The following is a 20,524-nucleotide window of genomic DNA, read 5'->3' on the forward strand; positions in this document are numbered from 1 at the left end:
CGGCCGGCTCATGGAGCTGACGGTCGGGCGGGTGGTCAAAGCCCACGGGATCACCGGCGAGGTCGTCGTCGACGTCCGCACCGACGATCCCGAAGAGCGATTCGCTCCCGGCGCCGTGCTGTGTGCCAAGAAGCGCGGCGAGCGGCCGCGCGATCACGTGGTCGAAGCCGCGCGCCCGCACGGTGCCCGGCTGTTGGTGCGCCTGGCCGGGGTATCGGACCGGGAGGCGGCCGACGCCCTGCGCGGAAGTCTGCTGGTGATCGACTCGGCCGACCTGCCGCCGATCGACGAGGACGACACCTACTACGACCACCAGTTGGAAGGTCTGCGGGTGCGCACCGAGGCGGGCGAGGACCTCGGCACGGTGACCGAGGTGCTGCACACCGGGGCGGGCGAGCTGCTGTCGGTCCGGCGTACCGGTGGCGGTGAGCTGCTGGTGCCGTTCGTGTCCGCGATCGTCACCTCGGTGTCGCTGGCCGAGCAGCTGGTGTGCATCGACCCCCCCGACGGCCTGCTGGACCTGTCACCGTGAGGGTCGACGTCATCACCATCTTCCCGGACTATCTGGACCCGATCCGGCAATCGTTGCCGGGCAAGGCGATCCAGACCGGACTGGTCGAGCTGGCCGTACACGATCTGCGGCGTTGGACCCACGACGTACACCGCTCGGTCGACGACACCCCGTACGGCGGCGGGCCGGGGATGGTGATGAAGGCACCGGTGTGGGGCGAAGCGCTCGACGAAATCTGTTCGGAACACACGGTTCTGGTCATACCCACGCCGGCGGGCACGCTGTTCGACCAAGCCACCGCCCAGCGGTGGAGCCAGGAACGGCATCTGGTGTTCGCCTGCGGCCGCTATGAAGGCATCGACCAGCGGGTCGCCGACGACGCTGCCCGGCGGATGCGGGTCGAAGAAGTCTCGATCGGCGATTACGTGCTGGCCGGCGGCGAGTCCGCGGTGCTGGTGATGCTCGAGGCGGTGCTGCGGCTGATGCCCGGAGTGCTGGGCAATCCGGTCTCCCGCCACGATGATTCGCATTCTCCGGATCGCGATGGACTGCTGGAGGGGCCGAGCTATACCCGGCCGCCGAGCTGGCGGGGCCTGGAGGTGCCGGAGGTGCTGCTGTCGGGCGATCACGCGCGAATTGACGCCTGGCGCCATGAGGCCGCGGTGGCGCGGACCAGAAAGCGCCGCCCGGACCTACTCGGCGGCGACGCAGCCCGCTAGATCCGGCCGCCGGGGAAGATCGTCTTGACGGCCTGGGTGATGGTGGCACGCGCGGTGGCGTCGTCGCTGGGCTGCAGCGACTCGATCACCACCACGTAGCGACGGTCCGCGCCGACCACGCCGGTCGACAGGTGCATCCAGTTGTTGCCGATGCAGCACATCCAGCCCTGCTTGACGGCCACCGGCTCGTTGTACAGGCCCTCGGGTATCCCGAACCGCTGCGGGTAGCCGTCGATGCCGGTCGGGGTGGACTGCGCCAGGTCGTTGACGATCATGTTGGCCCGGTCCGCCGGCAGACCACCGGAGCCGTTGAGCAGCATGTCGTAGTAGCGCGCCAGGTCCGGCGCGGTGCTGATGGTGTTCCACCAGGCGCCGTTGGACGGCGGCGCTGTGCCGGCCAGGCCGTAACGGCTCGCCACCCGGGTGATGATGGCGTTGCCGCCGCCGGAGTTCCAGAACGTCTCGGCGGCCCCGTCGTCCGAGGCACGCAGCATGACTTCCAGGGCGGCCTGATCATCGGCCGACAGGGCGGCCTCCGACTGGTGGATCAACAGGTCGTCGGCGATGAACAACTTGGCCACCGAGGCGGTGGCGATCGACCGGGTGTTGCCGTTGGTGACCAGTTGATGGGAGATCCGGTCGAGCACGGCCACCGAGATGTCGGCGCCGACCTTGGCTGCTTCCTCGGTCGCGTCCTGCATGCGTGCCGCCAGCCCGTCGACCACGGCGGCCGGGGGAATCGCGGGTGCGCGGGGCACCTCGATCGCGGTCGCCACCGGCGCCACCTCCGGCGCCCGGTACTGCGGGGGCCGCGGGGCGGCGGCGCCGTAGACCTTCTCGTCGCAGCCAAACACCACCGTCGAGATCACCATGACGATGGTCAGCATCAGCATCGATGGCCGCACGGCGGGTGGCCTCCTCAACAGGTGTTAGTCGCGTAAGACGCCGACATCTACGGGCTCGCCACACGTGCTGCCATCGGCCCGCCGGATAGGTTACCGCGAGCGCACCCAGATCGCGCAGTCCGCCTTCTCATCAGGCTTATCACGATCCGGATGCTTCCGGCGGGAGCGACCAGCGGCGATTTGCACGATTTCGCTGGTTGCGTCGCGTCTGGCACAATTGAGCAGTTGTTGCCCGGCAGTTGATTCTGCAGCGGGAGCCCGACGGCTCACCGAACCGCACGATGCGACAATATGCCCGAACCCATCGGCTCGGTTACCGTCTGCACGCGCACCGGCGTGCGGCCCGGTCGGCAGCCGCGACCCGCGAGGAAGTGTTTCCGCAATGAACACGCTGGACATCGTCGACAAGGCGTCGCTGCGCGACGACATCCCGGCCTTCGCCCCCGGCGACACGGTCAACGTGCACGTGAAGGTGATCGAGGGCACCAAGGAGCGCATCCAGGTGTTCAAGGGCGTGGTCATCCGCCGGCAGGGCGGCGGCGTGCGTGAGACCTTCACCGTTCGCAAGGAGAGCTACGGCGTCGGTGTGGAGCGCACCTTCCCGGTGCACTCGCCCAACGTCGACCACATCGACGTCGTGGTCCGCGGTGACGTCCGCCGGGCCAAGCTGTACTACCTGCGCGAACTGCGCGGCAAGAAGGCCAAGATCAAGGAGAAGCGCTGACCCGCACCTCCGCTCGGGCGATAGCCTCCGGTCGGTCTTCGGCGCTGCCGACGCGGTCACTACCCTGATCACGTGACCGAAACCACGGGCTCGTCACCCGAGAACTCTCCCGAGGCCGACCAGCCCGAGGCCCCCGAGGTCGCCGAGGCCCTTGAGGCCGATGCCACCGAGGCCGCCGAGGCGCCCGATGAACGCAAGCACTCCACGCTGCGCGAGTCGGTCGTGCTGGTGGCGATCGCGCTGGTGCTGTACTACCTGGTGCTGACGTTCGTCGCACGCCCCTACCTCATCCCGTCGGAGTCGATGGAACCGACGCTGCACGGCTGCCACGGCTGCGTCGGCGACCGGATCATGGTTGACAAGGTCACCTACCGGTTCAGCGCCCCGCGACCCGGCGACGTTGTCGTCTTCCGCGGCCCGCCGGCGTGGAACGTGGGGTACAAGTCGATCCGGTCCGACACCACCGCGGTGCGCTGGGTGCAGAACGCCCTGTCCTTCATCGGATTCGTCCCGCCCGACGAGAACGATCTCGTCAAGCGGGTCATCGCAGTCGGCGGCCAGACCGTGCAGTGCCGCAACGACACCGGCCTCACCGTCGACGGCAAGACACTCGACGAGCCCTACCTGAACCCGGCCACCCTGATGGTCGACCCGATGGTCTACCCCTGCCTGGGCCCCGAATTCGGTCCGGTGACCGTACCGGATGGCCGGCTGTGGGTGATGGGCGACAACCGCACCCACTCGTCGGACTCCCGCGCGCATTGCGACACCGTGGCCATCCAACCCGATCTGCAGCGCCGGACCCTGTGCACCGGTGAGAACGTCGACGCCGGCACCGTGCCGGTGAGCAACGTGATCGGCAAGACCCGGTTCATCGCCTGGCCGCCGTCGCGGTGGGGGCCGGTGAGAGCGATAAACCCGCAGCAGGGGCCGTAGACGATGGCCCCGGCCTGGCCGCCGCGCACGGTGATCCGCCGCTCACCGGGGCTGCGCACCCTGGAGTCGGCGCTATACCGCAGCGGGCTGGGGCCCGTGGCCGGGGTCGACGAGGTGGGCCGCGGCGCCTGCGCCGGACCGCTGGTGGTGGCCGCCTGTGTGCTCGGGCCGAGCCGGCCCGCCGCGCTGGCGGCGCTCGACGACTCCAAGAAGCTCACCGAGAAGACCCGTGAACAGCTGTTCCCGGTGATCCGCCGGCACGCGCTGGCCTACCACGTGGTGTTCATCGCACCGGCCGACGTCGACGTGCGCGGCGTGCACGCGGCCAACATCGAGGGCATGCGGCGCGCGGTGGCCGGGCTGGCCCTGCGCCCGGGTTACGTGCTCTCCGACGGGTTCCGGGTGCCGGGACTGCCGATGCCGTCGCTTCCGGTGGTCGGCGGCGACGCCGCGGCGGCCTGCATCGCCGCGGCGAGCGTGCTGGCCAAAGTCACCCGCGACCGGTACATGGCGGCGCTGGACGACCCCGGCTACGGCTTCGCCGAGCACAAGGGGTACTCCACCGCCGCGCACGCCGCGGCGCTGATGGCGCTGGGGCCCAGCAGTCACCACCGCTACTCATTCATCAACGTGCGCAACGTGGCGGCGCTGGCCGCGCCGGCGACAGGGACAATGGAGACGAACCGAGCAGAAGGACAGCTGAGCCGATGAGTGCCGAAGATCTCGAGAAGTACGAAACCGAGATGGAACTCTCGCTGTACCGCGAATACAAGGACATCGTGGGGCAGTTCAGTTACGTCGTGGAGACCGAGCGGCGGTTCTATCTGGCCAACAGCGTGGAGATGGTGCCGCGCAACGCCGACGGCGAAGTGTATTTCGAGCTGCGTCTGGCCGACGCGTGGGTGTGGGACATGTACCGACCGGCGCGGTTCGTCAAGCAGGTACGGGTGGTCACCTTCAAAGACGTCAACATCGAAGAGGTCGAAAAGCCCGAGCTGCGGCTGCCCGAATAACACCGCAGCGGCACCGGCGGCTTCGGTCTAGGCTGACTGGCATGACCGCTGTCGACCGTGCCGTCTCCCGTCGGGAGATCACCGATGCCCTGCTCAAAGCCATGGAACGTCGCCACGAGGTACTCGACGTGATCGTGGACGCCGAGGACCGCGCGTCGGCGGTGCGGGCGATCGCGAACCTGCTCGGCACCTCACCGGCGGGCTGCGAAGCGGTGATCGGGATGTCGTTGGATCAGCTGACCAAGGATTCCCGGAGCCGGATCGCCGCCGAACTCGACGACCTCAACAACGAGCTGACCTTCACCCTGGGCGACCGCCCGGCCAGCTCCGGGGAGACGCTGGTGCTCCGGCCGTTTGCCGGTGAGTCCGATCGTGACATCTTCGAGCTGCGCACCACCGACGTCGGCGCCAGCGGCGACGGGTCCGGCGCTCCGGCCGGGGTTCTCGACGACGAGATCCGCTCGGCGCTGTCCCGGGTCGATGACGAGGACGCCGCGTTGTTCGTCGCCATCGACGGTGCGCAGAAGGTCGGCATGGTCTTCGGCGACCTCAGCCGCGGCGAGGTGAACGTGCGGATCTGGATCCAACCCGAACACCGCAAGAAGGGCTACGGCACCGCCGCGCTGCGCCGTGCGCGCACCGAGATGGCCGCGTTTTTCCCCGGTGTGCCGCTGGTGGTTCGGGCACCGGGCGCCCACGCCGGCTAGTTGCTAGTCGCCGGTCGCTGAGCGGCTGTGGATGAAGGCGCCGCTGGGGATAACTGACCGGGCTGCAGCCGTTTTCGCTGCGGCGCGGCTCGACGCCGTCGGTTCGATGACCGAATCTGACCGGCATGACAACCATGACGCGCGCCGAGCTCGGAGCGCTTGGGGAACAGCTGGCCGTTGACCACCTGCTCGAGCAGGGGTGGACGATCCTGGCCCGCAACTGGCGGTGCCGGTACGGCGAACTGGACGTAATAGCTGCCGATCCGGCCGCGCGCGCCGTGGCGTTCGTCGAGGTGAAAACCCGCACCGGTGACGGGTTCGGCGGGCTGGCGTACGCGGTCTCGCCGGAGAAGGTCCGCCGGGTGCGCCGGCTTGCCGGATTGTGGCTCGCCGGCCAGCAATCGCACTGGGACGAAGTCCGGGTGGATGTGATCGGCGTTCGGATCGGGCGGTGCCGCACGCCGGAGATCACCCACCTGCGGGGAGTGATCTGATGACGCTGGGGCGGGCCTTCTCGGTCGCGGTGCGCGGCCTGGACGGACTCATCGTGGAGATCGAGGCCGACATCACCTCGGGGCTGCCCGGCGTGCATCTGGTGGGCCTGCCCGATGCCGCCTTACAGGAGTCGCGGGATCGGGTGCGGGCAGCGATCACCAACAGCGAACAGAATTGGCCGCAATCCCGTCTGACGCTGGCGCTGTCGCCGGCGACGCTGCCGAAGATGGGGTCCGTCTACGATCTGGCGCTGGCCGCCGCGGTGCTTTCGGCGGATCGTGGCACGCCCTGGTCCCGGCTGGAGAAGACGGTGCTGCTGGGCGAGCTGGCGCTGGACGGGCGGGTGCGACCGGTGCACGGGGTGCTGCCGGCGGTGCTGGCCGCCAAGAACGAAGGCTGGGCGCGCGCGGTGGTCCCGGTGGACAACCTCGCCGAAGCCAGCCTGGTGGACGGCATCGAGGTCCTCGGGGTGGCGACACTGCGCCGGCTGCACGACTGGCTGGAGGGCTCGGCACGGCTGCAGGAACGGATCACCACCGTGGCCCCGGTGGTGGAGCCGGCCGCGGACCTGGCTGAGGTGGTGGGCCAGGCCCAAGCCCGGTTCGCGGTCGAGGTGGCTGCGGCCGGATCGCACCATCTGCTCCTGACCGGTCCGCCCGGCGTCGGCAAAACCATGTTGGCGCAACGCCTTCCGGGCCTGTTGCCGCCGCTGACCGAAAGCGAGTCGCTGGAGGTCACCGCGATCCACTCGGTCGCCGGACTGTTATCCGGTTGTGCGCCGTTGATCACCCGGCCGCCGTTCATCGCACCGCACCACAGCTCCAGCGTGGCGGCGCTGGTCGGGGGCGGCTCCGGAATGGCCCGGCCGGGCGCGGTGAGCCGCGCGCACCGCGGAGTGCTGTTCCTCGACGAGTGCGCCGAGATCCGGGTCAGCGCCCTGGAAGCGTTGCGCACACCGTTGGAGGACGGCGAGATCCGGCTGGCCCGCCGCGACGGGGTGGCCTGCTATCCGGCCCGCTTCCAGCTGGTCATGGCGGCCAACCCCTGCCCGTGCGCACCGGCCGACCCGCGCGACTGCACCTGCAAGTCGATGCAGAAGCGGCGCTACCTCGGCCGGCTGTCCGGGCCGCTGCTGGACCGGGTGGACCTGCGGGTGGAGATGCATCCGGTGCGCGCCGGCGCGTTCTCCGCCGCCGCCGATGGCGAGTCGACCGCCGCGGTGCGCGCCCGGGTGGCAGAAGCGCGTACCGCCGCGGCGACGCGCTGGGGACCGCACGGTTTTCACACCAACGCCGAGGTCAGCGGCGCGTTGCTGCGCCGCAAGTTTCGGCTCTCCGGCGCGGCGATGGCCCCGCTGCGCACCGCGCTGGACCGCGGCCTGCTGTCGATCCGCGGCGCCAACCGCACCCTGCGCGTGGCCTGGACGCTGAGCGACCTGGCTGGCCGGAACTCGCCCGGCCTCGACGAGGTCGCCGCGGCCCTGAGCTTCCGCCAGCCTGGGGCGGCCCGGTGAGCGCCGAGGAGGCCGTCCTGCGGGCCTGGGCGTATCTGTCCCGGGTGGCCGAACCGCCGCGCGCGGATCTGGCCGCACTGGTCGAGCGGGCCGGCCCGGTCGAGGCGGCCGAACGCATCCGGTGCGGCGCTGTCGAACCGGAACTGGCCAAGCACACCGAAGCCAGACGCGAGATCGACTCTGCCGCCGCGGATCTGGAGTTGCTGGCCCGCCGCGGCGGCCGGCTGGTCACGCCCGATGACGACGAATGGCCGCTGCTGGCGTTCGCCGCGTTCGACGGCACCGCGGTCGCGCGAAAGCCGGATTGCCGCGCGCCGCTGGCGCTCTGGGCGATCGGCCCGGCGCGCCTGGATGAGGTCGCCGAACGCGCCACCGCGATCGTCGGGACCCGGGCCGCGACCGCCTACGGCGAGCTGGTGGCCGCGGATCTGGCCGCCGGGCTGGTCGAACGCGACGTGGCGGTGGTCTCCGGCGGCGCGTACGGCATCGACGGTGCGGCTCACCGCGCCACGCTCGCCGCCGACGGCACCACGGTGGCGGTAATGGCCGGCGGCATCGATATCAGTTATCCGGCAGGCCATTCCGCGCTGCTGCACCGCATCGGCGGCAACGGACTGCTGGTCACCGAATATCCGCCCGGGGTCCGTCCGGTCCGGCACCGGTTTCTGACCCGCAACCGGCTGGTGGCGGCGCTGGCCGGCGCGACGGTGGTGGTCGAGGCCGGCCTGCGCAGTGGCGCGGCCAACACCGCCGCGTGGTCGCGGCTGCTGGGCCGCCCGGTGGCCGCGGTTCCCGGGCCGGTCACCAGTGCGGCGTCGGCCGGCTGTCACGTCTTGCTGCGCGCCGGCGCCGAACTGGTCACCCGAGTCGACGAGGTGATCGAGTTGGCCGGGCGGGTGGGGGAGCTGGCAGACGAACCGCCACATCCGGTGACCCCGCTGGACGGGCTCAGCGCCGCCGAACGTCAGGTCTACGAAGCGCTGCCGGGGCGTGGCACGGCGACCGTCGATCAGGTTGCGGTCGCATCCGGGCTGGCCCCGGCACAGGTGTTCGGGCCGTTGGCGATGCTGGAGGTGGCGGGTCTGGTCGAGCGCCGTGACGGCAGTTGGGCGATAGTCCGGCGCAGACGGTAGCTCGTATAGTCGGCGGGAACAGCAATGGGGAGGCAGCGTGGCAGGAAGACCGGTTCACACCTTCGCAGTGGTCCGCACCGAGCAACTCTCGGAACATATGGTGCGGGTGGTGTTGGGTGGCACCGGGTACGACACCTTCCGCCCGAGTGAATTCACCGACTCCTACGTCAAAGTCGTCTTTGTGCGCCATAGCGTCGACGTTGCCGCGCTGCCGCACCCGTTGACGCTGGACAGCTTCGACGGCCTGGCGGACGAGGACCGTCCGGTGATCCGCACCCTCACGGTGCGGCGCGCCGATCCGGTCGCCCGGGAGATCGCCATCGACGTCTCGGTGCACGGCGACCACGGCGTCGTCGGCCCGTGGGCCACCGGCGCTCAGCCCGGCCAGGCCGTCTATCTGATGGGCCCCAACGGCGCGTACGCGCCCGACCCCGCGGCCGACTGGCATCTGCTGGCCGGTGACGAGAGCGCGCTGCCGGCGATCTCGGCCGCCCTGGAGGCGCTGCCGGCCGACGCGGTCGGCAAGGCGTTCATCGAGGTCGCCGGCCCGGACGATGAGTTCACGCTGACCGCCCCGGAGGGGGTGCAACTGAACTGGCTGCACCGCGGCGGACGTGCCGATTTGGTCGGGCAGGACCGGGCCGGCGACAACGCGCCGCTCGTCGAGGCGGTCACCACCACCTTGTGGCTGCCCGGCCAGGTTCAGGTGTTCATCCACGGCGAGGCGCAGGCCGTCATGCACAACCTGCGGCCCTACATCCGCAAGGAGCGCGAGGTGGAGGCCAAGTGGACCTCGATCTCGGGCTACTGGCGGCGCGGTCGCACCGAAGAGACGTTCCGGCAGTGGAAGAAGGAACTCGCCAGCAAAGAAGCAGCAGAAGCTGCGGCGGGCTAGCGACATGGCGTTCGGGGACTACCAGTTCGAGATCTATCTGCAGGGCTTGGCCGGGGTGGTGCCTGGGCTGCCGATGACCTACACCGAGTTGGAGGCCAAAGCCGCGGCGGCGCTTTCCCCCTCGGTGTGGTCGTATGTGGCCGGCGGTGCCGGCGACGAGCGCACCCAGCGGGCCAACGTGACGGCGTTCGACGGGTGGGGGCTCATCCCGCGGATGTTCGTCGGGGCCACCGAGCGGGACCTGTCCATCGAGATGTTCGGATTACGGCTGCCCTCACCGATCTTCATGGCACCGATCGGTGTCATCGGTATCTGCGCCCAGGACGGCCACGGCGACCTGGCCAGCGCCCGGGCCGCGGCGGCCACCGGCGTCCCGATGATGGTGTCCACCCTGACCGCTGATCCGCTGGAGGACGTGGCCGCCGAATTCGGCGACACCCCAGGGATTTTCCAGCTGTACACGCCCAAGAACCGGGAGTTGGCCGAAAGCCTGGTGCGCCGTGCCGAGGCGGCGGGATACCAAGCCATCGTCGTCACCCTGGACACCTGGGTTCCGGGCTGGCGCCCGCGTGACCTGGCGACGTCGAACTTCCCGCAGCTGCGCGGGCACTGCCTGGCCAACTACTTCTCCGACCCGGTATTCCGCGCGGGGCTGGCCCAGCCGCCCGAAGAGAACCCGCAGGCGGCCGTGTTGTCCTGGGTGCAAACCTTCGGCAACCCGCTGACCTGGGACGACCTTCCATGGCTGCGGTCGTTGACGGATCTGCCGCTGATCGTCAAGGGGATCTGTCACCCCGATGACGCCCGCCGCGCCAAAGACGGCGGCGTGGACGGCATCTACTGCTCTACCCACGGCGGGCGTCAGGCCAACGGCGGGCTGCCGGCCCTGGACTGTCTGCCGGCGGTGGTGGCGGCCGCCGACGGGCTGCCGGTGCTGTTCGACTCGGGCGTCCGCACCGGCGCCGACATCATCAAGGCGCTGGCGCTGGGCGCGACCGCGGTGGGAATCGGCCGGCCGTACGCCTACGGGCTGGCGCTGGGCGGGGTCGAGGGGATCGTGCACGTGCTGCGCTCGCTGCTGGCCGAGGCCGACCTGATCATGGCGGTCGACGGTTATCGGTCACGGCTTGATCTCACCCCGGACACGCTGCGGCGCGTCACCTGAGCACGTGGACGCCTTCTGCCACCGTGATCGGCGTGGACGCGATTCTCCAGGAGTTCGACGAGCACCTGGCTTTGGAGCGGGGACGTTCCGAACACACCCGGCGTGCCTACCTCGGTGACCTGCGGTCGCTGTTCATGTTTCTCGCCGAGCGCGGGCACAGCGGTATCGAGGCCCTGAGCCTGCCGCTGCTGCGCAGCTGGCTGGCCCAACAGGCCGGCGCCGGCGCGGCCCGCAGCACACTGGCCCGGCGCACTTCGACGGTCAAGACCTTCACCGCCTGGGCGGCCCGGCGCGGCCTGCTGGCATCCGATCCCGGGGCGCGTCTTGCGCTGCCCAAGGGCCGCCGGACGCTGCCCGCGGTGTTGCGCACTGACCAGGCGCACGCCGCGATGGCGGCCGCGAAATCCGGTGCGCAGCAAAATGACCCGCTGGCGTTGCGGGATCGTTTGATCGCCGAGTTGCTGTATGCCACCGCCGTGCGGGTCAGCGAACTGTGCGGTCTGGACCTCGACGACGTCGATTCCGGACGTCGGCTGCTAAGAGTGCTCGGCAAGGGCAACAAGCAGCGGACGGTGCCGTTCGGCGAGCCGGCCGCCGAGGCGCTGCAGGCCTGGCTGGCCCGCGGGCGCCCACTGTTGGCGACGGCGGAGTCCGGCCCGGCCCTGCTGCTCGGTGCCCGCGGCGGGCGCCTGGACCCGCGGCAGGCCCGCACCGTCGTGCACCAGACCGTCGCGGCGGTCGGGGGCGCCCCCGATATGGGGCCGCACGGGTTGCGCCACACCGCGGCCACCCATCTGCTGGAGGGCGGGGCGGATCTGCGCATCGTGCAGGAACTGCTCGGGCACTCCAGCCTGGCCACCACCCAGCTCTACACCCATGTCACGGTCGCGCGGCTGCGTGCGGTGCACGAGCGGGCCCACCCCCGGGCTTAACGCAGCGGCTTGAGCCGGATCGGCGTGGCGGCCAGCAGTCCCAGCGGGTCGAGGTAGTCGGCGCGCGCGGCCGGGCCCCACATCGCACCCCAGTGCAGGCAGGCCGCGGCACCGCAGCCCGGATGGCCGGGTTCCAGGGCGCCGATCACCGTCGTCGTCGCCACTCGCTGGCCGGGCCGCACCGACGCGCGAACCGGCTGATAGCTGGTGCGCAGTCCGCCGGGATGGGCCAGCGACACCACCGGCACGCCACCCGCCAACCCGGCGAAGACCACCGTCGCGCTCCCGGCGGCATACACCGGTTGACCTGCGGCGCCGGCCAGATCCACCCCCCGATGGCCGCGCTGCCAGTCCGGCCGCGGCGCATCAAACCCCCGCACCACCGCCGGCCGCGGGCGCAGCGGCCAGTCCAGCCGCACCGCGTCGCCGCGCGCCGGGGCGGCCAGCAGCAGGCTTGCGACCAGGAACAACGCCACGCACCGCATTCGCCCAGTTCACCCCGGCGGCCCGGAAACCGGCCAGTCACCGCTGTGGACAAAGCACCTGTTCGGGCGGTGTAAACTCATCTGCGCAGTTCGCGTATGCGGGCTGACTTCGCGTGTCTGCCATACAACCGGATGCCGGCGGTCCCCGACAGGGGTCCGGCATCTCAGCAGGCACCAGGGCCCGGCCTCACCCGTCGCCGGGCGACAACCGACACAAAGGAACCATGGACTCATGGCTGTTGTAACCATGAAGCAGCTGCTGGACAGCGGCGCACACTTCGGGCATCAGACCCGTCGTTGGAATCCCAAGATGAAGCGGTTCATCTTCACCGACCGCAACGGCATCTACATCATCGACTTGCAGCAGACGCTGACCTTCATCGACAAGGCGTACGAGTTCGTCAAGGAGACCGTCGCGCACGGCGGGTCGATCATGTTCGTCGGCACCAAGAAGCAGGCGCAGGAGTCGGTCGCGGCCGAGGCCACCCGGGTCGGGATGCCGTATGTCAACCAGCGCTGGCTGGGCGGCATGCTGACCAACTTCTCCACCGTGCACAAGCGTCTGCAGCGCCTCAAGGAACTCGAGGCCATGGAGCAGACCGGCGGCTTCGAGGGACGCACCAAGAAGGAAATCTTGATGCTGACCCGCGAGAAGAACAAGCTGGAGCGCAGCCTCGGCGGTATCCGCGACATGGCCAAGGTGCCGTCGGCGGTCTGGGTCGTCGACACCAACAAGGAGCACATCGCCGTCGGCGAGGCCCGCAAGCTGGGCATCCCGGTCATCGCGATCCTGGACACCAACTGCGATCCCGACCTGGTCGACTACCCGATCCCGGGCAATGACGACGCGATCCGCTCGGCGGCGCTGCTGACCAAGGTCATCGCCTCCGCGGTGGCCGAGGGGCTGCAGGCCCGGGCGGGCCAGGGCAACGGCGAGGGCAAGGCTTCGGCCGAGGCGGTTGAGCCGCTGGCCGAGTGGGAGCAGGAGCTGCTGGCGGGCGCCACCACCTCCGCGCCCGACGCCGAGGCCGCAGCTGCCGGCCCCGAAACCACCACCGACGCATCGTAGGAAAGGCACACAGTGGCGAACTACACCGCTGCCGACGTCAAGCGGCTTCGGGAACTGACCGGCGCAGGCATGATGGACTGCAAGAACGCGCTGGCCGAGAGTGACGGCGACTTCGACAAGGCCGTCGAGGTGCTGCGAATCAAGGGCGCCAAGGACGTCGGCAAGCGCGCTGAGCGCGCCACCGCCGAAGGCCTGGTCGCCGCCAAGGGCGGCGCGCTGATCGAGCTGAACTCCGAGACGGACTTCGTCGCCAAGAACGACGAGTTCAAGGCGCTGGCCGAGGAGGTCGTCACGGCCGCCGCGGCGGCCAAGACCTCCGATGTCGAGGAGCTCAAGAGCGCCAAGACGGGGGAGCGCACCGTCGGTGAGGCCATCGAGGCGCTGTCGGCCAAGATCGGCGAGAAGCTCGAACTGCGCCGCGTCGCCTACTTCGACGGCACCGTGGAGACCTACCTGCACAAGCGGGCCTCCGACCTGCCGCCGGCGGTGGGGGTGCTGGTGGAGTACTCCGGCTCGGACAAAGAGGCGGCCCACGCGGTCGCGCTGCAGATCGCCGCGCTCAAGGCCAAGTACCTAACTCGCGACGACGTGCCCGCCGACCTGGTGGCCAACGAGCGGCGCATCGCCGAGGAGACGGCCAAGGAGGAGGGCAAGCCGGAGGCCGCCCTGCCCAAGATCGTCGAGGGCCGGGTGACCGGCTTCTTCAAGGACGTCGTGCTGCTGGAGCAGTCGTCGGTGTCCGACTCGAAGAAGACGGTCAAGGCGCTGCTCGACGAAGCGGGCGTGACGGTGACCCGCTTCGCGCGGTTCGAGGTCGGCCAGGCCTAAACGGTTCTGGCGGCCTTGCTAGCGTCAGGACATGCAACATGTCCACGCTTTCGGCGACGACGCGCTCGGCGACTCCGACACGGTCGGCTTGGTTGAGCGGATCCGATCAGGCGATGTGTCGCCCGCCGACCTCGTCGACGCCGCGATCGCGCGCACCGAGGCGGTCAACCCGCAGCTGAACGCGCTGGCCTACCGGGCGTTCGACCGCGCCCGGGCCGAGGCGACGGCACCTCGCGAGGGCTACTTTGCCGGTGTCCCGACGTTCGTCAAGGACAACGTCAATGTCGCCGGGATGCCGACCATGCAGGGCACCGACGCGTGGCAGCCGCACGCCGCTGCCGCCGACGGCGACTTCGCCCGGCTCTACCTCGGTACCGGGCTGATCGCGCTGGGCAAGACCCAGCTGTCCGAGTTCGGGTTCAGCGCCGCCGCCGAGCACCCGCGGCTGGGCGCGGTGCGCAACCCGTGGAACACCGACTACACCGCGGCGGCGTCGTCGTCGGGTTCGGCGGCGTTCGTCGCTGCCGGGGTGGTGCCGATCGCGCACGCCAACGACGGCGGCGGCTCCATCCGAATCCCGGCGGCGTGCAACGGCCTGGTCGGCCTCAAACCGTCGCGGGGCCGGCTGCCGCTGGACAAAGACCTGCGCGCCATGCCGGTGCGCATCGTCTACAACGGCGTGGTCACCCGCTCGGTGCGGGACACCGCGGCCTTCTACGCCGAAGCGGAGCGGATCTGGCGCAACACCAAGTTGCCCCCGATCGGCGACGTCCGGGCGCCGGGTGCCCATCGGCTCAAGGTCGCGGTGATCACCCAGTCGATCCAGCGCGAGACGTCGACGGAGATGCGCGAGCTGACCTTGAAGACCGCCGCGCTGCTCGAGGAGCTCGGCCATCACGTCGAATACCTCGACCATCCGCCGGTGCCCGAGTCGTTCGCCGACGACTTCCTGCTCTACTGGGCCTTTCTGGCGACCGCGCTGGTGCGCGGGGGGCGGCGGATGTTCGGCCCCACCTTCGACCGCAGCCGGCTGGACAACCTGACGCTGGGCCTGGATCGCCATGCCTCCCGGCGCCTGTACCGGCTGCCGCTGGCGATCGCCCGGCTGGCGAGCATGCGCCGCCACACCGCGCGATTGTTCCGCAACTACGACGTGGTGCTCACCCCGACACTGGCCCACGAGACCCCCAAAGTCGGCCACCTGGATCCCACCGCCGACTATCAGCAGATCATCGACCGGCTGATGGACTGGGTGGCGTTCACCCCGCTGCAGAACGCCTCGGGCGACCCGGCGATCTCGCTGCCGCTGGCCGAATCCGCGGCCGGGCTGCCGGTGGGCATGATGTTCAGCGCCCATTTCGGCCAGGACGCCCGGCTGCTGGAGTTGGCCTACGAACTGGAGGCGGCCAAGCCCTGGCCCACGATCACCGGCCGGGGCTAGCGGCGGTCGCAAGCGCGGCGAAGCCGGGCGAAACGGGCCGCCGCCATCAACACTGGTCGCCGATCCGTTCCAGCATCTGCCGGAACCGGTGCTGCTCGGCCGGGCTCAGGGCCGCCAGCACCCGGCCGTCGGCGACCCGCACCGCCTCTTCGGCCTGGGTCAGTAGCTCGCGACCGGCATCGGTCAGCGTTGCCGGCAGCGCCCGCCCGGACGGCACCGACTGCGGCCGGCTCACCGCGCCCCGGTTCTGCAGCCGGTGCAGCACGGTGTTCATGGCCTGCGGTGTGACGCTGGTGTGCCGGGCCAACTCGGCGCTGGACAACCCCGGGCGCACCGAAAGCACCCGCATGCACACGAATTCGGGAAGCGTCAGCCCCAGTGGTCCGAGCACCGCCGAGACCTGCGGGCGCAGTGCCGAGCTGACCCGGTACAGCAGATAACCCAGCGGAGCGCTGTCCACGTCACCCATATCAAAGATCCTGACATACGCGGTCGCGGTTACGAGCCGCTATAAATCGTTTCCCGCGTACGACAGGTTGAAGCTTTTGTTCGTCAGCGGGAAGTCCGGGACGATGGTGTCGTCGCTCAGGCAAACCGGCAGTGCGGGCCAGTTGAACCAGGACGGGTCGACGATCTTGGCGCGGGTGATGACTCCGTCGGCGCCGATCTCCACCCGGTGCACGATGGTGCCGCGCCAGCCCTCGACGATCCCGATACCGGACCCGCCCGCGGCGGGTATCTCCGCTGTGAACTCAAGCGGCCCGCGATGGTTCTCGATCAGGTTGCGGCACAGCGCCACCGAGGCGGCGAACTCGTCGCGGCGGACGGTATAGCGGGCGAGCACGTCGCCGGTTGACGCCGTCGCCTCGGTTACCGGCAGGTCGGTCAGCGGATGGTCGAGGCGGGCATCGGTGACCAGCCCACTGGCCCGTGCCACATAGCCCAGGGTCGCAAGCGCTTTCGCATCGCCCCGATGCAGCACCGAGGTGCCGGCGAACCGGTCGTAGATCACCGAATTGCCCAGCGTCAGTTCGGCGATCTCAGCGATGTCGTCGGCCAGCTCCTGCAACTGCTCCGGATCGGGGAGTGTTTGCAGCACAACGCCACCCGGCCGGATCGCCTGGCGCAGCAAGCGGTGGCCGGTCACTTGCGCGTTGATCCGCAGTAGCTGTTCGCGGGCGCGTTGGGCGTGGACGTTGGCCAACCCGAAGCTGACATCGTTGGCCAATGCGCCCAGGTCGGCGGCGTGGTTGTAGAGCCGCTCGAGTTCGACGAGCAGAGCGCGCAACCGGTGCGCCGGATCCGGCAGCTGGAGCCCGAGGGCGTCCTCGACGGCCAGGCTGTGCGCCAGGGCGTGGCCGGCCGAGGTGTCACCGCTGATCCGCTCGGCGAGTTCGACGGCGGCGCCGGCGGCCCGGCCGGCGAACAGTCGCTCGATTCCGCGGTGCACGAACCACAGCCTCGCCTTGAGCCGCAGTATGGATTCCCCGACCACCGAGAAGCGGAAGTGTCCCGGCTCGATCAGGCCGGCGTGCACCGGCCCGACCGGAATCTCGTAGACACCGGCCCCCTCGACATTGAGGAACGGGAAACGGCCCGCCGCAACGAAATCCGGCGGTGGCCCGGCGTCGTTGCGCATCGGGTGCCAATTCTCCGGCCAGTGCGCGTGCCGTACCAGGCGGCGGGGCTGCGGATGGCCGACCGGGGTGATCCCGTAGAGGTCGAGCATCTCCCGTTCGAAGCGGCCGGCCTGAAACGACAGGCCGGCCAGGGAGGGAACTGACGGGTGCTGCGCCGAAACGGTCAGGGTCAGCTCGGTACGACGGTCCGGGCGGCCCGCCAGGAACAGATACACCACCCGCAGGCTGTCGCCGTCGTCGTGGGCGGCAACCAGTGCGAGCCGGAAGCCGTCGGCCAGCAACCCCGCGGCCGCGTCGGGCAGCTCGGTGTCGGTGACCGCAGCGCGGGTAACCGTAGCTGTCACAGTGCCCCCAGCTGGGTTGCGGCGGTGGTGAACAGGCCCGCCAACGGGCCCGCGGTGATTCCCAGGGCCACTGAGACCAGCACACCGGCCACCAGCGCGGCCGCGACTGTGGCCGGCACGAGGATCTGCGGGCCCTCGGCGCTCGCGGCGCCCAGCAGCATGCGGCCGGAGTTCGCGGTCAGCGCGGCGAAGGCCACCAACAGCGCCGTCAGTGCCAGTGCCAGGGCCCAGGCCAGCTGGGCGTCGGCCAGCGACATCGCGATCGCCAGCTCACTGGCGAACATCGCGAACGGCGGCAAGCCGAGCAGCACCACCATGCCGACTGCGAATGCGCCGCCCACCAGCCGTGATCTGCCCAACACCGCGGTGATCTCGCCGATCGCCGTGGTGCCGTGCGCGGCCTGCAGCTGGCCGCCGGCCAGGAACAGCACTGTCTTGCCGACCCCGTGCGCCAGCACGTGCAGCAGCAGCGCGGCGATTGCCGGCACGGTGCCGGCCGACGTGGCGACCGCGATCAAACCCATCGTCTCCATCGACGAATAGGCCAGCATCCGTTTGAGATCGGCGGTGACGGTCAGCAGCAGCGCGGCGATGAGCATCGTGGCCAACCCGGTGGTCAGCAGCGCGGTCCGCAGAAAAGTGGGGCCCACCGCGGCGTCGATGATCGGTTTGAGCCGGATCAGCACCGAGAACGCGACGGACAGCAAGACCCCGCTCATCAATGCCGAAACCGGCGCCGGTGCCTGACTGTGCGCATCGGCCAGCCAGCTGTGAAACGGTGCCAGACCCATCTTCGCGCCGTAGCCGATCAGCAACAGCGCACCGGCCAGTCGGGTGACCGCCGGGTCGAGTCCGGCGGCATGGGCCACCAGGACGTCGAGGTGCAGGGCGTCCTCGCTGCCGGCACCGGCATGGCGAGCGGCGAAGTGCAGCAGCACGGTGCCCAGGAACGCGATGGTGATGCCCACCGAACACACCATGACGTACTTCCAGGTGGCCTCCAGCGCGGCCCGGCTGCGGTGGTGCCCGACCAGGAACGCGGTCACCACCGTGGTGGCCTCAACGGCGACCCACACCACCCCGATGTTGTTGGCCGACACCGCAAGAGCCATCGCAGCCAGAAACGCGGGGGTGAGGATGCCGTACAGCCGTGCGCCACGACGATCGGTCACCCCGCGGGCCAGCTCGGCGTCGACGTAGCCGATGCTCGCCCAGGTCGCCAGGCTGCCGACCACACCGATCACGATCAGCATGGTCACCGACAGCGCGTCGGCGCGCAGCAAGCCGTTCAGTGCCAGATGCGCGCGGTCGTCCAGCCGAATCCCCAGGGCGACCCCGCTGCCCAGAATCGTCAGCGCCGACACCAACGTCGCGACAGCGCTGAGCCGGCGCCAGCCGACCACGACGGAGATCAGCGACGCCACAACGGGTGTCAGAAACGGAAGCAGCATCAGTGGTGTCATCAGTCGCGCAACTCCCGCAGCAGGTCCAGATCCACTCCGCCAAAGGCGTTGCGCAAACGGCCGGTCAGCACACCGAGCACGATCAACACGAACAGCACATCCAGCGACGCGCCGAGTTCGACGATCAGCGGGACACCGGCGGTCAGCAGGAAGGCGGTGGCGGCGATCCCGTTGTCCAGCATCAGCAGTCCGACCGCCTGCGAAATGGCATGGCGGCGGGTCGCCATCATGAACAGTGCGACCAACACGGTGGCGATAGCTGCCGGGGCGGCGTTGGTCGCGGTGCTGCGCTGCAGGTCGACGACCGGCTGGGCGATCGTGAACGCCGCGACCACCAGCGCGGTGACTACCAGCAGTGATGCGGCGGTGCTGACCAGGGGGGTGGCTTCGCGGCGTTCCTGCCGTTCGGCACCCAGCGCGCGGGCCAACAGCCAGGGCAACGCGACGGCGCGCACGGCGAACACCCCGACCCCCACCGCGATCAGGGCCCGATCATGGTCCTGTACACCGCGAACCACCGGGATGGCGGCCAGCGCCGCGCCTTGGGCCACGAGCAGCACCCGCACGATCGCCGACAGGTCGCGGCGCCAGACGGCCAGCACCGCGGCCAGCAGCACTCCGCCGGCGGCCAGATCCAGCATGTTGTCGTAGCTCATCCGCCCGCTCCGGTGAAGAAGTTCGCTGCCGTCACTGCCAGCAACGCCAACACGAAGGACCCGGCCAGCAGTTCGGGCACCCGGAACAGCCGCAGTTTGGCGATGAACACCTCGATGCCGGCCAGGGCGCCCGCCAGCACGGCCACCTTGATCGCGATCGCACCGGCGCCCACCGCCACGTCGATCAGGTCCGGATTCGCCCCGGCGATGCCCCACGGGAAGAACAGGTTGGCCAGCAGCGCAAGCAGCACCGTCAGCCGCATGCCGGCGGCCCACTCGATCAGCGCGAGCTTGGGACCGGCGTATTCCAGCACCATGGCCTCGTGCACCATCGTCAGCTCCAGGTGGGTGGACGGATTGTCCACCGGCAGCCGGCCGGTCTCGGCGACGATGACGATGACCAGCGCGACGAACGCCAGCGCACTGGCCAACGTGATCACCTGGCCGGGGTGCTCCATGGTGTTGCCGACGATGGCGCCCAGATTGGCCGACCCCGCCGGAATCGACAGCGCGAACACCGCCAGCAGAATGGTCGGTTCCACCAGCGCTGCGATGGTGATCTCGCGGCTGGCGCCCATCCCGCCGAATGCCGTGGCGGTGTCGATCCCGGCCAGCGTGAGGGCCACGGTGCCCAGGAACAGCAGCCCTACCACGGTGACCAGGTCGGCGACCGGGTCCAGCGGCGAACCCGTCGCCACCAGTGGGGCAGTGGCGACGATGACCAGCGTGGTGGCGGCCAGTGCCGCCGGCGCCGCGGCGAACACCCAGGTGGTGCCGAGTGGCTTGAGCACCTGCTTGCCGAGCAGCTTGCGCAGGTCGCGCCACGGCTGCAGGACTCCGGCGCCGGCGCGGCCCTCGGCGCGCGCCCGGACCTGTCGCATCAGGCCGATCACCAGCGGGGCGCCGAATATGACACCGGCGACCTGCACGAAACCGGCCAGATAAGTCAT

Annotated in this window: 22 protein-coding genes and 1 pseudogene; 16 read left to right on the plus strand and 7 right to left on the minus strand. The window is 70.0% G+C overall.

The window, feature by feature from the left end:
- Positions 1-10: 10 nt before the first annotated feature.
- Both rimM and trmD read left to right on the plus strand, forming a co-directional pair.
- On the plus strand, positions 11-532 hold the full coding sequence (rimM, locus tag A5771_RS00810) for a ribosome maturation factor RimM (RefSeq protein ID WP_064853305.1): 522 nt from the start codon (positions 11-13) through the stop codon (positions 530-532).
- Positions 529-1,230 (plus strand): tRNA (guanosine(37)-N1)-methyltransferase TrmD, encoded by a 702-nt coding sequence (gene trmD / locus A5771_RS00815; protein ID WP_064853306.1) that lies wholly within the window; start codon positions 529-531, stop codon positions 1,228-1,230. Before rimM ends, trmD begins: the two co-directional genes overlap by 4 nt.
- On the opposite strand, the gene A5771_RS00820 is transcribed toward trmD, so the two are convergent.
- Positions 1,227-2,123, minus strand: coding sequence for a serine hydrolase (locus tag A5771_RS00820; RefSeq protein ID WP_064853307.1), 897 nt, complete (start codon positions 2,121-2,123; stop codon positions 1,227-1,229). The genes trmD and A5771_RS00820 overlap by 4 nt on opposite strands.
- A gap of 394 nt (positions 2,124-2,517) precedes the next feature.
- Between A5771_RS00820 and rplS the strand changes: the two genes are divergently transcribed.
- From rplS to A5771_RS00875, 11 genes are all read left to right on the plus strand, one after another.
- The gene (gene rplS / locus A5771_RS00825; protein WP_019736221.1) at positions 2,518-2,859 is read left to right on the plus strand and encodes a 50S ribosomal protein L19; all 342 of its coding nucleotides are present in this window, start codon (positions 2,518-2,520) and stop codon (positions 2,857-2,859) included.
- A gap of 72 nt (positions 2,860-2,931) precedes the next feature.
- Complete coding sequence (lepB, locus tag A5771_RS00830) at positions 2,932-3,795, plus strand: signal peptidase I (protein WP_064853308.1); 864 nt, start codon at positions 2,932-2,934, stop codon at positions 3,793-3,795.
- Positions 3,796-3,798: 3 nt separating this feature from the next.
- The gene (locus tag A5771_RS00835; protein WP_064853309.1) at positions 3,799-4,506 is read left to right on the plus strand and encodes a ribonuclease HII; all 708 of its coding nucleotides are present in this window, start codon (positions 3,799-3,801) and stop codon (positions 4,504-4,506) included.
- A complete protein-coding gene (locus A5771_RS00840; RefSeq protein ID WP_012393608.1) occupies positions 4,503-4,808 on the plus strand; it encodes a DUF2469 domain-containing protein in 306 nt (101 codons plus the stop codon). Before A5771_RS00835 ends, A5771_RS00840 begins: the two co-directional genes overlap by 4 nt.
- 41 nt (positions 4,809-4,849) lie before the next feature.
- Positions 4,850-5,515, plus strand: coding sequence for a GNAT family N-acetyltransferase (locus A5771_RS00845; protein ID WP_064853310.1), 666 nt, complete (start codon positions 4,850-4,852; stop codon positions 5,513-5,515).
- A 125-nt stretch (positions 5,516-5,640) separates the two neighbouring features.
- A complete protein-coding gene (locus A5771_RS00850) occupies positions 5,641-6,009 on the plus strand; it encodes a YraN family protein (RefSeq protein ID WP_064853311.1) in 369 nt (122 codons plus the stop codon).
- Entirely contained in the window at positions 6,009-7,523 is a 1,515-nt protein-coding gene (locus A5771_RS00855; protein ID WP_064853312.1) for a YifB family Mg chelatase-like AAA ATPase, read from the plus strand. The genes A5771_RS00850 and A5771_RS00855 overlap by 1 nt, the downstream gene beginning before the upstream one ends.
- Before the next feature lie 17 nt (positions 7,524-7,540).
- Positions 7,541-8,656, plus strand: a complete 1,116-nt coding sequence (gene dprA, locus A5771_RS00860; protein WP_109400980.1) for a DNA-processing protein DprA — start codon at positions 7,541-7,543, stop codon at positions 8,654-8,656.
- A 37-nt stretch (positions 8,657-8,693) separates the two neighbouring features.
- The gene (locus A5771_RS00865; protein ID WP_064853314.1) at positions 8,694-9,551 is read left to right on the plus strand and encodes a siderophore-interacting protein; all 858 of its coding nucleotides are present in this window, start codon (positions 8,694-8,696) and stop codon (positions 9,549-9,551) included.
- A gap of 4 nt (positions 9,552-9,555) precedes the next feature.
- The gene (locus A5771_RS00870; protein ID WP_064853315.1) at positions 9,556-10,716 is read left to right on the plus strand and encodes an alpha-hydroxy-acid oxidizing protein; all 1,161 of its coding nucleotides are present in this window, start codon (positions 9,556-9,558) and stop codon (positions 10,714-10,716) included.
- Positions 10,717-10,748: 32 nt separating this feature from the next.
- Complete coding sequence (locus tag A5771_RS00875) at positions 10,749-11,648, plus strand: tyrosine recombinase XerC (protein WP_064853316.1); 900 nt, start codon at positions 10,749-10,751, stop codon at positions 11,646-11,648.
- A 2-nt stretch (positions 11,649-11,650) separates the two neighbouring features.
- Here the strand turns inward: A5771_RS00875 and A5771_RS00880 are convergent.
- Positions 11,651-12,118, minus strand: a pseudogene (locus A5771_RS00880) (M23 family metallopeptidase); the annotation flags it as partial.
- A 247-nt stretch (positions 12,119-12,365) separates the two neighbouring features.
- Here A5771_RS00880 and rpsB point away from each other — a divergent pair.
- The 3 genes from rpsB to A5771_RS00895 are packed head-to-tail and all read left to right on the plus strand — an operon-like array spanning position 12,366 to position 15,471.
- Positions 12,366-13,202 (plus strand): 30S ribosomal protein S2, encoded by an 837-nt coding sequence (rpsB, locus tag A5771_RS00885; protein WP_064853318.1) that lies wholly within the window; start codon positions 12,366-12,368, stop codon positions 13,200-13,202.
- Between the two features lie 12 nt (positions 13,203-13,214).
- Entirely contained in the window at positions 13,215-14,030 is an 816-nt protein-coding gene (tsf, locus tag A5771_RS00890) for a translation elongation factor Ts (RefSeq protein WP_064853319.1), read from the plus strand.
- A gap of 31 nt (positions 14,031-14,061) precedes the next feature.
- Positions 14,062-15,471: an amidase gene (locus tag A5771_RS00895; RefSeq protein ID WP_064853320.1), complete on the plus strand. Its 1,410-nt coding sequence runs from the start codon at positions 14,062-14,064 to the stop codon at positions 15,469-15,471.
- A 46-nt stretch (positions 15,472-15,517) separates the two neighbouring features.
- On the opposite strand, the gene A5771_RS00900 is transcribed toward A5771_RS00895, so the two are convergent.
- The 5 genes from A5771_RS00900 to A5771_RS00920 are packed head-to-tail and all read right to left on the minus strand — an operon-like array spanning position 15,518 to position 20,524.
- Positions 15,518-15,940, minus strand: a complete 423-nt coding sequence (locus tag A5771_RS00900; protein ID WP_064853321.1) for a MarR family winged helix-turn-helix transcriptional regulator — start codon at positions 15,938-15,940, stop codon at positions 15,518-15,520.
- 39 nt (positions 15,941-15,979) lie between these two features.
- Positions 15,980-17,455, minus strand: coding sequence for an NADH-quinone oxidoreductase subunit C (locus A5771_RS00905; protein WP_064853322.1), 1,476 nt, complete (start codon positions 17,453-17,455; stop codon positions 15,980-15,982).
- Complete coding sequence (locus tag A5771_RS00910) at positions 17,452-18,918, minus strand: proton-conducting transporter membrane subunit (RefSeq protein WP_064853323.1); 1,467 nt, start codon at positions 18,916-18,918, stop codon at positions 17,452-17,454. Before A5771_RS00910 ends, A5771_RS00905 begins: the two co-directional genes overlap by 4 nt.
- Entirely contained in the window at positions 18,918-19,574 is a 657-nt protein-coding gene (locus tag A5771_RS00915) for a hypothetical protein (RefSeq protein ID WP_064853324.1), read from the minus strand. Before A5771_RS00915 ends, A5771_RS00910 begins: the two co-directional genes overlap by 1 nt.
- Positions 19,571-20,524 (minus strand): respiratory chain complex I subunit 1 family protein, encoded by a 954-nt coding sequence (locus A5771_RS00920; RefSeq protein ID WP_109400981.1) that lies wholly within the window; start codon positions 20,522-20,524, stop codon positions 19,571-19,573. The genes A5771_RS00915 and A5771_RS00920 overlap by 4 nt, the downstream gene beginning before the upstream one ends.

This window comes from Mycolicibacter sinensis (genome assembly GCF_001667375.1).
Taxonomy (GTDB): domain Bacteria; phylum Actinomycetota; class Actinomycetes; order Mycobacteriales; family Mycobacteriaceae; genus Mycobacterium; species Mycobacterium sinense_A.